This window comes from Bernardetia sp. Wsw4-3y2 (assembly GCF_037126295.1).
Taxonomy (GTDB): domain Bacteria; phylum Bacteroidota; class Bacteroidia; order Cytophagales; family Bernardetiaceae; genus Bernardetia.
This window is the reverse complement of the sequence record NZ_CP147017.1, coordinates 959,552-973,551: the sequence shown is the minus strand read 5'-3', so window position 1 is coordinate 973,551 and position 14,000 is coordinate 959,552. Positions and strand designations below refer to the sequence as shown.

11 protein-coding genes are annotated in these 14,000 nt (G+C 31.0%); 5 read left to right on the top strand and 6 right to left on the bottom strand.

All coding sequences use genetic code 11. The features are described 5' to 3' along the window. Nucleotides 1-131: 131 nt before the first annotated feature. Nucleotides 132-1,535, bottom strand: a complete 1,404-nt coding sequence (locus V9L05_RS03845) for an ADP-ribose polymerase (protein ID WP_338814442.1) — start codon at nucleotides 1,533-1,535, stop codon at nucleotides 132-134. 800 nt (nucleotides 1,536-2,335) lie between these two features. On the opposite strand from V9L05_RS03845, the gene V9L05_RS03840 reads away from it, so the two are divergent. Further along, nucleotides 2,336-2,752: a hypothetical protein gene (locus tag V9L05_RS03840; RefSeq protein ID WP_338814441.1), complete on the top strand. Its 417-nt coding sequence runs from the start codon at nucleotides 2,336-2,338 to the stop codon at nucleotides 2,750-2,752. A gap of 12 nt (nucleotides 2,753-2,764) precedes the next feature. After that, the gene (locus V9L05_RS03835; protein ID WP_338814440.1) at nucleotides 2,765-4,216 is read left to right on the top strand and encodes a matrixin family metalloprotease; all 1,452 of its coding nucleotides are present in this window, start codon (nucleotides 2,765-2,767) and stop codon (nucleotides 4,214-4,216) included. A 58-nt stretch (nucleotides 4,217-4,274) separates the two neighbouring features. Here the strand turns inward: V9L05_RS03835 and V9L05_RS03830 are convergent, their stop codons facing one another. The 3 genes from V9L05_RS03830 to rsfS form a co-directional block, all read right to left on the bottom strand. Further along, the gene (locus tag V9L05_RS03830; protein WP_338812234.1) at nucleotides 4,275-5,945 is read right to left on the bottom strand and encodes an IS1182 family transposase; all 1,671 of its coding nucleotides are present in this window, start codon (nucleotides 5,943-5,945) and stop codon (nucleotides 4,275-4,277) included. A gap of 132 nt (nucleotides 5,946-6,077) precedes the next feature. Then, nucleotides 6,078-8,123 (bottom strand): ATP-dependent zinc metalloprotease FtsH, encoded by a 2,046-nt coding sequence (gene ftsH / locus V9L05_RS03825; RefSeq protein ID WP_338790259.1) that lies wholly within the window; start codon nucleotides 8,121-8,123, stop codon nucleotides 6,078-6,080. A 233-nt stretch (nucleotides 8,124-8,356) separates the two neighbouring features. Further along, nucleotides 8,357-8,731 carry a ribosome silencing factor gene (rsfS, locus tag V9L05_RS03820; protein WP_338790258.1) on the bottom strand — a complete coding sequence of 125 codons (375 nt, stop codon included), beginning with the start codon at nucleotides 8,729-8,731 and terminating at the stop codon, nucleotides 8,357-8,359. 253 nt (nucleotides 8,732-8,984) lie between these two features. Between rsfS and V9L05_RS03815 the strand changes: the two genes are divergently transcribed. Then, on the top strand, nucleotides 8,985-9,839 hold the full coding sequence (locus V9L05_RS03815) for a biotin--[acetyl-CoA-carboxylase] ligase (protein ID WP_338814439.1): 855 nt from the start codon (nucleotides 8,985-8,987) through the stop codon (nucleotides 9,837-9,839). A gap of 197 nt (nucleotides 9,840-10,036) precedes the next feature. On the opposite strand, the gene V9L05_RS03810 is transcribed toward V9L05_RS03815, so the two are convergent. Both V9L05_RS03810 and V9L05_RS03805 read right to left on the bottom strand, forming a co-directional pair. After that, the gene (locus V9L05_RS03810) at nucleotides 10,037-10,480 is read right to left on the bottom strand and encodes a hypothetical protein (RefSeq protein WP_338814438.1); all 444 of its coding nucleotides are present in this window, start codon (nucleotides 10,478-10,480) and stop codon (nucleotides 10,037-10,039) included. Between the two features lie 231 nt (nucleotides 10,481-10,711). Next, nucleotides 10,712-11,359 (bottom strand): outer membrane lipoprotein carrier protein LolA, encoded by a 648-nt coding sequence (locus V9L05_RS03805; RefSeq protein WP_338790255.1) that lies wholly within the window; start codon nucleotides 11,357-11,359, stop codon nucleotides 10,712-10,714. A 487-nt stretch (nucleotides 11,360-11,846) separates the two neighbouring features. On the opposite strand from V9L05_RS03805, the gene scpB reads away from it, so the two are divergent. Next, nucleotides 11,847-12,518 (top strand): SMC-Scp complex subunit ScpB, encoded by a 672-nt coding sequence (gene scpB, locus V9L05_RS03800; protein ID WP_338790254.1) that lies wholly within the window; start codon nucleotides 11,847-11,849, stop codon nucleotides 12,516-12,518. 149 nt (nucleotides 12,519-12,667) lie between these two features. Further along, nucleotides 12,668-13,843: a pseudouridine synthase gene (locus V9L05_RS03795; RefSeq protein ID WP_338814437.1), complete on the top strand. Its 1,176-nt coding sequence runs from the start codon at nucleotides 12,668-12,670 to the stop codon at nucleotides 13,841-13,843. Nucleotides 13,844-14,000: the final 157 nt, after the last annotated feature.

Sequence of the window (14,000 nt, the reverse complement as noted above, 5' to 3'; positions counted from 1 at the left end):
TTATATTTAGAGTTTGAAATCAATTATGAACTGAAAGTCAGCGTAGCTAATTACGAATTAAAAATTACGATTGTAATAATGCTCTTGACTTTAAATAGTTAAGTGTAATTATCGTAATTCGTAATTATTTCCTAGTAATGCACTTCGACCAAATATCGAATTGTACATTGGTTTTCTTTGTAGATTATAAATTCATTATTGAATAAATCAATACCTCCTTTTGCGAAAAGAGAATCAGCTTCTGAATTTTGTTTTTTGAGATTTTCGTAAGTCAGACCAGCACACCAATCTTCATACTCTTCAATTTTGAGTTGCCTGCCTGTATGTACTTCATAAATTGCCAAAAAGGCTTTTTTATCGTTTCCTGATGTCCAAAAAGAACCTGCAAGAGATGTATAATTCAAAGATTTTCGGCATTTATCAGCAAAATAAAGTCCGTAGCCAAACATTTTTCCTGTAATAAGTGCATTAGTAGGACGCAAAACCAAACCTGTTTTTAAGATAGAAAGCCAGTTTTCATTTCGACTTCCATGCCAGAGTAAATCTGTTGTTCTGTACTTGCTTTTTTTGAGAGCAGTAGCAAAAATCTGTTCTTGAGCGATGTCTTTTACTGAGTATGCATTGACAAATTTTCCAACTTCTTCTTGCATCATTTTTTTGATACGCTTAATTTGAATGGCATCAACTGATTTTTTTTCATCTAAAATATTGACTTCAATTCCTAAGGCATCTAAAAGTGTTTTTTCGTCTTGTGTTTTATTTCTTGTTGCTTTTGCTTTTAAATTGTCTTTCTTTTCTTGTTGCAATCTCAATTCTACCTCGCCACGCATTACATCTAGTGTTTCTTGTTCATGTGTCAAGATGTTTCTAGCTTTTTGTAAAACCTGTTTCGAAACATTTTTTCCTGCTGTGTATTCTAAAAGATAATTCTGAACACTTTCCATTTTTCGTGGAATAACTCCATAGAGTTCTAATAAAAGAGCGTTAAATCCGATTGTATCAAAATTTTCTAAGTCTTTTTTGCTTACTTTATTCGATTTAAAATCTACTTTTTTAGTTAAGTTATCCAACACATTTTGGGCTTCTTCTACTTGTGCCATTGTAACATCAGCAGCCGAAACTTGGTAATTATGATGAATCGAACGCTGTGCATACTGTGTCAGATGACGAAAAAGCTCACGAACTTCTCCATTTTTGATAGCTGACCAAGAGTTTAAAAAATTAGAAGAAGTTGATTTATTCTTTGAGGATTTGTTTTCTAATTCTTCTAAAAATAAATGTGTTACATCTTTATACCCTTTCCGTACTTTTTCTCTGTATTTGCTTTCCCATTGATACATCGAATATTCATTTATGGCTGCTCGCTGTCCTACTCTTCCATAAGAAACCGAAAAGATATCATCAGAAATCTGTCGCATTTCATAGTATTTATTGTTGTTGTGAGCTGTTACCATTACTAATTTCGCTGTTTTGAATTTAGTAATAGGCACTTTTGGTAAATAAGAACCAGTAGGAATAAAATGTTGCTTAATCATAATAGGTAAATTTGGTGTATAAGAGAATGATAACTTTTTTAGTAAAATTGATATTCTCTTCTTTTATGAAAGCTAATATACCAATTATCTGCTAAATTAAATAGCAATTACTAATTATTTATACAACAAATTTACATGAGTAGGTCGTAACGTATATGAGGACTAAAAAAAATGGCAAAAAAAAGCTATCAACTTTTTAGAGTTAATAGCTAGAATTTTTAAATATACAGTTCTCAGAGAAATACAAGAAATGAAATGCAAATACAATTTTTGAAGAGAAATAAAATTATTTCAATAAATTTAATAGATATATAACTATCAGCAAATCAGAATATTACAATTTTATTTTTTTGACTATTTAACTAATAATGAATCTGTTTTGTAAAATAAATACAACTTTTTTTAATCATAATGCAACTAAACTGCACTTATACTGGGTCTTCAATAAAAATAGGTATTACAAATATTCTTAAAAACACAAAGCTGATTAAAACAAAAATGCAACTATTCGAAAATTCTTACTTACTCTTTTTTAGCACTCATCAGCTTAACAAACAATAAATATTTAAAATAATTGTACTATTCCTTTATTTATAGGATTTTATTTGAAAAAAGTATATAATATCAATCAAATAAATTTTTTGAAATAGTATTATATTAATCTATCTACTTTTTTTACATTATTACTTTGTTTTACCTTGCACCTCCAAAAAAAATAACCCTCCGATAATTATTATTTATTCAAAAACCAAATACAATTAAATTTTTATTGTATCATTTAATCCTTTTTTATTATGAAAATGAAATATTTATTTTTTGCACTCCTCACAGCAGCAAGTTTATTTGTTAGTTGCAAAGATGATGAGTTAGAAGACAGTAAAAAATCAAGTGACCTTTTACAACTTTGCAATTATCAAAAAAGCAGAATAGACGGCTTTTTAACTAATCCTTGTGAAGGTGATATTTTTATCAAACGTCTATCTGGAGAAGGAGTAGTAAAATATGACTCTACTCTAAACGGTTATACTGTTTTTGGTCATGTGGAAGGAACTATTGATTGTATTATTATTACTCTTTTTTGTGAAGATTATAGTAATTTATTAGGTAAAGAAATTAGCTACTCTTGTGACTACTACGAATATAATGGATTTTATGACCCACCTCTAGGTGGTACAGAAGTATTCGTAGGAAAAAATATTAATTACTCAACTAAATAAATCTCAAAAGATATGAGACAGATATTATTTTTATTAATCTTATTAATTCCAACTTTATTGGTAGCACAAATTCCTTATGGAAATGACCATATCATAATATCAAATACAGCTAATAAGACAGATTATACTGTAAGTGGAAATAAATGGAATTGTAATGTAGTTACCTATATGTTCCTCAATGGTACTAATGATATGACAGGTACAACAGAATGGGATGCTGTTAGACAAGCTTTTTCTATTTGGCAACCTCACATCAATGTAACTTTCAAAGAAGTGTTTAATCAGAGTCAAGCAGATATTAGAATATCTTGGGGAACAGAAGCACATGGTGATGGATTTCCTTTTGATGGGGTATCTGGGGTTTTAGCTCATGCATTTGATCCCTACCTTGCTGGTGGAGTTATAGCTGGCGATATTCATTTTGACGATTCTGAAGCGTGGACAAATCATACTAATACTGGTGGTGGGCAACCTATAGATTTAGTAAGTGTTGCTGTACACGAAATAGGACACTCTTTAGGACTTCGCCATTCAGCAGATCTTATTGCTGTAATGTATGCTGTTTATACTGGTGCAAGAAGGTCATTATCTCAAGATGATATAAGTGGAATTCAATCTATATACGGATTACCTGTAAAAATTAATGGAGATTTAGTTTGTGATAACTCCACTGAATCCTTCAATTTAGCTAATTTAAATTCAAATGTACAAAATATTACTTGGAGTGTAACTCCAGTCAATAATTTTCAGGTAGGAAGTGGGTATGGTACTAGTGGAACAGGTACAATGGCATACCTAAGAGCAAAACCTTCTCAACAAGGTATATCTATTCTTTCTTATACCTTAACAGATATATGTGGTCGTAGCACTATTATAAGCAAAGAGATTCAATTAGAGTCTTCAGCAATAATCACGACTTCTGATATAGGCGTACAGTTTTGTAAAACAACTTACTACGAAACTCAAAACTACATTGAGTTTGAAGGAAATGGATTTGCTCCATTGGGTGCTAATTTTCAAGTAGAAAAGAACACCAATAACTTTGCTTACTATGTTTCTCAAAACAAAATGTTTATTCAACCTCATACAGCAGGTTTTATATCTTTTAGAGTGCGTGTGTTGGGTTATTGTGGTTGGTCAGCTTGGAAACTTTTTCAATATCCTGTTACAAATTGTGGTGCTGGAGGTATTTTTTTCAAAACCTATCCAAATCCTGTAAAGGAAAGCCTAACTATAGATTTTACTGCTGATAGTAAGGAAAATCAAAAACAAGCAAGTTTGGAAGAAGTAAAAATAGAGTTTTATAATTCCTACCAAAAGCTAGTATTTGAAACTACATTTAAAGAAGAACAAAAAGACAGAAAAATCAATATTGATACCAACAAACTACCAAACGGAGTTTATTATCTCAAACTAATCAATAAAAAAGAAGTCTATACAGAAAGAATTGTGATAGAAAAATAAAAAAAACAGGAAAATCAATAAAAAAACAAAGAGGCTGTCCGAAAAGGTCAGCCTCTTTTTATGCAGCTATTTTTTGTAATTCTTCTTTTTGGTTGATTTTTTTGATGATGCAAACAAATTTTGTCTTTTGGTGATTTTTTTGAGTATAAAAAAAGGTGCAAAAAGATGATTTTTTAGAATTGAAAGTATTTTTTAGCTTATCGGCAGTTTTTGCCACCATTTTTCTAAAATTATGTCCAAGAGCCATCAATAGAAACTCCATTTCTACTTTTACTAATCCCTTAAAAGTAAATCGATTAAACTTATTATTATATTTGAGATGCCCAAAAACAGCTTCTACTTCTATAGGGCGTTTACTGCGCTGCTCTAATCCTTTCTCACTAGTTAGTAAATTTCTAGCTTTCTCTTTTAGTTGGTTTAAACGATGATTCACTTGTATTATTCTATTGCCTTCAGCTTTATGACATAAATTGCGAAGAGGACAATCTTGACACCTTTTTGCTTGATAATAAGATACTTGCGATTCGTATCCATTACTTGAAGTACGTTTTCCATCTCTTATTTTCTTCATTCTTTGCCCCATCGGACAGACATAAAAATCTAATTCTTTGTTGTAAAATAAATTCTGAACTAAAAAAGGATTATTTTTCATTTTCCTTTTTTGCTCTTTATGGAAATAATTGTACTTAACGTAGGCAGTAATTTCTTTTTTTTCAAGTAATTCATAATTTTCTTCACTTCCATAACCTGCATCAGCTACTACTTCTTTACTTTGTTTATTGTACTGATTTTCAAATCCTTCTAAATGAGAGGATAAAGTGGTGGTATCTCCTGCCGTTTGATGAATAGAAACGTGGGTAATAAATTGATTTTCTGTGGACACTTGAGCATTATAAGTAGGTTTGAGTTGTCCATTTTTCATGTGATCTTCTTTCATCCGCATAAAAGTAGCATCCGTATCTGTTTTACTATACGAGTTTCTACAACCTAAAATTTTCAGAGACTCTTCATATTTACTTAATCTAGGAAGATATTCATCTTGCATTTTTTTTAGTTCTCTTGCCTGTTGTTTACTCGGTTCTTTTAGTTTTTTATTGATTTGAGCGAGTTTTTCTTTTAATAATTCTGAATCTAATGGAGTAGATACTTCTTCTTTATTTTCTTCTTGATTATCTGATTGAATACTACTTTCAATATCAGATAAAATTTTATTTACTTTAGTTTCTAACTTTTCTTTATTTTTTTCAATACTACCACGCCAAACAAAAGTATAACGATTAGAACAAGCCTCTATTTTTGTTCCATCAATATATTGAACATCAAGACTTACATAACCCATTTCAACCAACATTTTAACAACTTCTCCAAATAAACGATGAATGTGTGCCTTCAAAATTTTACCTCTAAAGTCATTAATTGTTCTAAAATCTGGTGTAGAATTGCCTGATAAATACATAAAATGAATATTCTCCCCAAGAGCTTTAGCTATTTTACGACAAGAATAAATATTGGATAAATAAGAATAGAATAGCACTTTAACGAGCATTCTTGGATGATAAGCTGAACAACCTCCACCTTTGTATTGAGAAATCAAATCGCTAATATCCAATGAATCAACCACCTTTTCAACTAAACGAACAGGATGGTGAGCTGGAATTTTGTCAAATATATTGACAGGAAAAAGTTCGGGCTGCTTACCACTTTGGTTTTTGAAAACTACTTTTGCCATAGGCTATATAACGTTAGTATAAAAGTATATATACCTCGAAAATAAAAAAAATTAACCATAAAAAAAAGGCTATCCGTACTTTTCGGACAGCCTCTTTTTTGTATAAAAAACTGATTTAAGATTCAATATTAATTATGTCAAAGGGTCTAAATTACCCTCTAAAACATCATCAAATCCATTTTTCGTGTGTTTTTCATAATTTGTTGGTTTATCAAACGGACGTTTGCCAATCAATTTTTCCAAATCACTTTGAAATAATACTTCTTTTTCTAAAAGTTCTTTTGCAATTAATTCTAAATGATTTCTATGCTTTGAAAGTAATTCTTTGGTAAAAATATACGCTCTCTCTACCATTTCTTTTACTTCTTCATCAATAATTTGGGCTGTTGCATCAGAGTAAGGTTTTCCTGAAAACTCTGAACGCTGTGCATCATAAAATGAAACATTACCAATTTTTGGATTCATTCCATAGACAGAAACCATACTATATGCCATTTTTGTAATTCTTTCAAGGTCAGATAATGCACCTGTTGAGATTTTACCAAAAGTAAGCTCTTCGGCTGCACGCCCACCTAAAGCCATACACATTTCATCAGTAAGCTGTTCAACAGTATATAAAAACTGTTCTTTTGGTAAATACTGTGCATATCCTAAAGCTGCAATTCCACGAGGAACAATAGAAACTTTAACCAATGGGTCTGCATGCTCTAAGAACCAACCAGCCACAGCATGTCCTGCTTCATGGTAAGCAACAATTTTCTTTTCTTCTGGAGAAATGATTTTGTTTTTCTTTTCTAGTCCACCAATAACTCTATCAATGGCACTTTCAAAGTCAATCATTCCAATTTCTTTTTTGTTTTCACGAGCAGCAATCAAAGCAGCTTCGTTACAAACATTTGCAATTTCTGCACCTGCAAAACCAGGGGTTTGGGCAGCTAATTTTTTCGCATCTATTTCAGGAGCAGTTTTCAAAGGCTCTAAATGAACTTTAAAAATCGCTTCTCTTCCTTTAATATCTGGTTTATCAATACTGATTTGTCTATCAAAACGACCTGGGCGCATCAAAGCACTATCCAAAACATCTGGACGGTTGGTAGCTCCTAAGATAATTACACCTGCGTCGGTAGAAAAACCATCCATTTCCACTAAAAGAGAGTTCAATGTATTTTCACGCTCATCATTCGAACCAGGTTGCTTTCCACCACCACGAGAACGACCAATTGCATCAATTTCATCAATAAAAATAATACAAGGAGCTTTTTCTTTTGCTTGTTTGAACAGATCACGTACACGAGCAGCACCAACACCTACAAACATTTCTACAAAATCAGAACCTGAAAGCGAGAAAAACGGAACGCCAGCTTCACCAGCAACAGCTTTCGCTAGTAATGTTTTACCAGTACCTGGAGGTCCTACTAATAGAACACCTTTAGGAATCTTTCCACCTAATTCTGTGTATTTTGTTGGCTGACGAAGAAAATCTACTACTTCTTCTACTTCTTGTTTTGCCTCATCTAATCCAGCAACATCTTCAAAAGTAATTTTTACTTTATTTTCTGTATCAAACAAAGAAACTTTAGCTTTTCCGATATTAAATATCTGTCCACCAGCTCCTCCACCTGTCATTCTGCGCATCAAAAACCAAAAAGCTACCAAAATAAGAATCAAGAATCCCCAAGTGAATATTACTCCACTAAAATCAGCTTCTTGTCCTACATCATATTTTATACGTTTATCAGCAGGCAAATCAGCTTGAAGTTTATCAAAATCTTCTTTAAAACTCTCACCACTTGTAATATTTAAAAAATAATGAGGTGGTTTTTCGATAATTGCGCCAAAAGGATTTTTTTGTTTTAGCTCATTTGCATATTTATCTTTTTTAAGAGCTTCTTCTGTAAGTGTAAGCTCTACAATATTTTTATTTGTAATGAGTTTTACACTTTCAATATCTCCAGCACGAGCCATTTTATCAAAATCTTGTTCATAAGTTTTGATAGTGGTACTTTGATTGAGATACCATGCTCCCAAAATCAGTGCAATCAGAAGACCAGACAACCAAATTTGATAGTTGCCTCCTGTACCTTTTGGTATATTATTACGAATTGGATTCTTCGTGTTTTTGGTATTCTTTGTTCCCTTGGTGTCTTTTTCTGTTTTAGTATCTTTTTCTGTCGCCATTTATAAAAAAGTATATAAGTAGTATAATTTATAGGATTTGTTTTAGAATGAACTAAATACTAAATCTATTTTATATTTCGGTTTCTAATTGTATTCAACTATGAATCTAAATTATCGGTTATGTAAACGAAAAGTTAGTTCTATTGTTTGTAATCATTTTATCAAAAAAAGCACAAAACAGAATTATTCAAAATTCTGTTCTGATTTTTACCATTTTTTATATCTATTCTGTTCTAATCCAAATCAGGAATTTGAGTAATTTTTGCATCTCCCCAAAGTTCTTCTAAGCCAAATCGATCTCTTTTTTCAGCTTGAAAAATATGAACTACAACATCTACATAATCCATCAAAATCCATTGACGATTTTCTCTACCTTCTACGTGCCAAGGGTCTTGTTTATATTGTTTGTAGGTTTCTACTTCTACTGAGCTTTTTAGTGCATCTACGTGCGTATCAGAAGTTCCAGTACAGATAATAAAATAATCTGCAATAGAATTTTTGACATCACGAAGGTCAAGAAGAGTAATTGATTTTCCTTTTCGGTCTTGAAGACCAGCCACTACAGCTTGAGAAAGCATTTGTGAAGTAACAGACTGTTTTTGAGTCATAGTATAGATTTAGTATTTTTATTCAAAAATTAGAGGAAAGCGATTATTTTTTAAGCAGCTTTCATAATTTTGATTTTATTTATTTTTACTTATTAACGAATTTGCACTCTTGAATTACAAATAGGATAAAGATTTTGTTCCAATTTTGAGATAAAATCAAATTTATAGTATCTAAAAACTATACTGTAGCCAAAAGTTTAACTACAAAGATACAGTATTAATAAGTAAATTATAGTCAAAATATTCATTTACAATGAGCAATTACAAAATTCATACAAAGGGACTTTTTATAGGACAAAATCAAATTTATCTGCCAAGCTGTCAGTCTACCAACGAGAGTTTGGCTTTTCATACTACCGAACAGAAAAAAAAAGCACAAAATACACTTTTTGAAGGAACGCTTCTTTGGACAAATCATCAAACACAAGGAAAAGGACAACGAGGAAATAGTTGGACAGCACAAGAAAATCAAAATCTTACTTTTTCTATTTTGCTTACTCCTACTTTTTTATCTCCAAAAGAATCTTTTTGGATTACCATCGCTGTTTCGTTGGGCGTTCGTGATGCGCTAGAGGAAGTTATGAAAACTAATTATCCAGATATTGCTGATTCTTTTCAGATAAAATGGACAAATGATATTTTTATAAATCATCAAGTTGGGAATGAATACAAAGACCAAAAAATTGGAGGAATTTTGATAGAAAATCAAATCAATTCACAATCAATAAATCAAAGTATTGTAGGAATTGGAATTAATATCAATCAGATTTTTGATAAAAATGACACTACCAATAGAGCTATTTCATTACAGGAACTAACTGGAAAAGAATGGAATAAAGAAAATATTTTAACTGAAATTCTATTTTTTATAGAAAAACGTTATTTGCAATTAAGGGCAGGAAAAAAAGAAATACTTAGAGCTGATTATCTTTCTCATCTTTTTCGATATCAAGAATGGCATTATTATAAAGATAAAATCAAAAATCAGAAAATTACAGGACAAATTTTGGGAATCAACCCAGAAGGAAAACTAGCCTTAGAGGTAGCAGGTCAAAATGGAAAAATTAGCTATTTTGAGAATAAAGAAATTGAATTTTTATACACATAAACTAATCTCATAAAAAAACTTTAACTAAATATTCTTAGAGAATAAATAGTTAAAGTTTTTGCTTTGATAGTCTTAAATAACAATTTACTGATGTTACGCAGTTTAGTGTTCTGTGTGCCACAGAACACGGATTTAGTTTTTTTCAACCCTGCTCTGTGGCACACAGAGTAGCCTTTTGCGTAACATCAGAATTTACATTAAAAACCGTCATCGTCCATATCTGTTCCTTGCCCTCTCTTTCCTCTATTTTCTTTCATTTTATCTTTTTTCTCAGCTTTCTTTTTCTCGTAAGCTGCATATTGTGAATCTGTAAAAATACTTTTTACTTGGGTATCAAACTCAGTCATGATTGCTTTACGTTGCTCTCTTTTTTCAGGACTTTTTCCCTCATTTTTTATTGCATCAGTTGCTGTAATTCTTGTTATAAGAGCAGTTTTGAGTTGAGCAGTTTGTGTATCATTCAATCCAAATTCAGTTTTCCATTTTTGAGAGCGTTTTTCTGCTTTTTCAGTGGGTGTAGCATCACTATCACGTTTTCCTCGTTTTTGAGCAAAAGTTGTAGTCATTCCAACAAAAAAGAAAAGAAGTGATAAAAGAGCAATTTTGCCAATAATGTTCGAAGTGTTTTTTTGAGTTTTCATAATTTTCAAATAAAAAAGTTTAGTGACATTTAATTTAAGTAACCCCAATCAAGAAGTTTGATTAAGTCGTTTTCGTAAGGTTAGATACCAAGTAAAAATGAAGGTTTAATCTGATAGAAAAAAAAATTCATTTTTATTTAAACTTATTCAAAAAAAATTCCCTACTTACTTTATAATAAAAGTAAATAGGGAAAATCTAATATCTTTGACCGTTTTGAAACAAACTAGTATCTATCTTAAGTCTACTTCTTCAACATTTGGATGTTTGGCTTTATTAAACTGAAAATCAGCATCTGTTACTGAAACATTAGGTTGGAAATCAGCAATTTTGTAAGAATGAACACGTCCATTTTTTTCAAAAATATTCCAACTTGCAAGACTATAATTTGCTTTATCAATAGTCAAACGAACCTTAAAGAATTGTAAGTTTTTATCTTCTGGAACTAAATCAATTACTTTGTGTGCTCTTCCACCAACTTTCACTTCTTCTACCACTACATATTTATATCCTTTTTTATAAATATCAAAAATATCAGTTGGATTGAGACCATCAGCTTCGTCATAACTTGTAATAGTTACTTCGTTGGCATCATCTAAAAATGTCCAAACTGTTTTGTGGTCGTTGTAAATCTCTTGACCTTGCGTTTTAAGGTGGTATTTATTTCCTTTTACAGTAATTGTTCCTGTAAGCGATTCATTGATGCTTTCAGACTCACTTGCTAAATTTGATGTAAAAGTAGCTCTAAATGAATTATATTTTTTATACTTATTGCTCATTGCATCTAAAAGTGTACGAGCTTGAGCATCTTGAGCATAAGTAAAATTAGTTGCAACATGTGCAAAAAATAAAGCAATGAAAATTATAAAAATCTTTCTCATTATGATGGTATTATTAAGTTTTTGTTGAATACTTCGATGTATTTTGAATTCGTTTTTAGTCTTTAATTTATCTTTTAATTAAATAGTTACTAAAAGCGTACCGAAGTACTAAGACAGGATTTTATTTAAATGTTACTATTGTTCCTAGATTCAATAACCGTTCCAAATGAAAAGTAAAACAGCATTGTGTTTTTCCAAGAATAAAAAAATAAAAAACAACGAACATCCGAAATGAATTTTAGCCTTAAAAATTTATTTTATGAGAAAAAAAATAAATTTCTAGTCTTCTATTTTTCAGAAAGTTGTGGAAAAAGTCGTACCTTTGCCTACTTGATTTTTTAGTAGCTAAATCACTCGTGGTAGACACGAGTAATGGTTTAAAATAGATTTTTTAAATAAAAAATCTCAATTTAAAATTTCTTATTCATTTATTCTTACAAAATATCTGTTGCTTGTATCCCTACAAGTGACCCATTCGTAATTCATCGTGCAATATTTACTCAATCATATAGAATCTCTTATTTTTTGTTCTCCCTCTCCTATTTCTGTAAAAGAAATTCAAAAGGTTTTAGAGGAGCTTTTCGGTACAGAAGTTCCAAAACAAGATATAGATGATGCTATAGAAGTATTACAAAAACGCTATGAACAAGCTGATTTTGCAATCGAAATAAAAGCAATTGCAGGAGGATTCCAATTCTTGACCAAATCCGAATTTCAGAGTAGTATAAGTTTGTTGCTTACTCAAAGAGCAAAACGTAAACTTTCAAAATCTGCTATCGAAACGCTTGCTCTTATTGCTTACAAACAGCCTATTACAAAATCAAAACTAGAAGCCATACGTGGTGTAAGTTGTGACTATGCCGTTCAGAAATTATTAGAAAAAGAACTTTTAGTAATTAAGGGAAAAGATAAAACAGCTGGTCGTCCTATTTTGTACGGAACTTCTGATAAGTTTATGCACTATTTCGGAATTAATTCCTTAGATGATTTGCCAATGCCAGAAGATTTGTCTGCTGAAGATGTAGAATCTGCACAAAAACAAGCTAGATTACAATCGAATTTGGAAGACGAAGAAGGTGATGAATTTTCACTCTTCAAATTTCAACGAGGAACAAAAGCTATTCAAGACAAAAAAAATCAAGAAGAAACTAACGATTAGTGATTAATTATTAGTGATGCATATAACTAAAATTTCATAACAAATAAATTTGAATAAGATAAGTTATTTCATCAATCACTAAAAGCCAATCATTAAAAACAATTGCGAGATGCGCTCGTAATTTTATTAACAAACTGAAAAGATATTCAATGAAAAATAACGATAAGCAGCCAAATCAAAAAAAAGATTCTAACTTAGATAACAATTCTGCCTTCAAACCTAAACTCAAATCAGCTGAAAAAGGAAACTTGAAAAGTAATCGTTTTGCAAAAGCGAAGAACAAACCTAATCCTCATTTTGAGAAAAAGAAACAAGATGAAAAACTAAAGCAAGAAGAAAATAAAACTATTTCAAAAAAAACAGCTCCTAAATTAAGACAAGAAAAAACAACTAGTTCAGAACGTACAGAAAGAACAAACAGAACAGAGCGCACAGAATCTACTGAAAAAACCTATCAAAAAGATAGAAGTTTTGAAGATCGAAAAAGTAAAGACAAGAATTTCAAAAAAATGGACAAAAAATTTGAACGTCCTACTCGTGTTGCTGCAAAAAATATAACTTCTGATAAAGCAAAAGAAAATTCGTATTCTTCAAACAGCAATAATGAAATTTGGAGACTGAATCGTTACATTTCAAATTCAGGTGTGTGTTCACGTAGAGAAGCTGATACACTTATTGCAAAAGGAGAAATTAGTGTAAATGGAAAAGTAGTAAAAGAATTAGGTTTTAAAGTAAGACCAACCGACGAGGTAAAATATAAAGGTAAAGTTCTTCGCAAAGAGAAACCTGTGTATGTTCTTCTAAATAAGCCAAAAGATTTTATTACAACTACAAGTGACCCAAAAGGACGCAAAACTGTAATGGATTTGGTCAAAAAAGCAACCACAGAACGCATTTATCCAGTAGGAAGACTAGACAGAAATACTACAGGACTTTTACTTTTTACAAATGACGGAGAAATGGCAAAACAGCTTTCTCATCCTTCGTACGAAGTTCAGAAAATATACAGAGTAACATTAGACAAGCCATTTTCGGAAGAAGAAGTAGAGCAATTAAAAGAAGGTTTACAGCTTGAAGACGGATTAGCCAAAGCAGATGGTGCAGCTATTTTATCACCTGATGGTCTTTCAGTAGGAGTAGAGCTTCATATTGGCAAAAACAGAATTGTAAGACGCATGTTTGCTCACTTAGGCTATGAAGTAATTAGATTAGACAGAACTGTCTATGCAGGACTTACCAAAGAAACGCTAGGGCGTGGACAATATCGTCTTTTGAACGAACGGGAAATTATTCGTTTGCGTTTCTTTAATAAAAGAGGACAGTAGAATAAATTTAGAAGTCTGATTTTAGAAGTTAGAACTGAAATATATGAAAATACAAAAAGGTCTGATAAATTAATTTTTATCAAACCTTTTTTTGATATAGGACTATTAAGACTTTTTAAGTTTTCTTTTTGCAACCTATATAAGGAGTTCTTGTCTT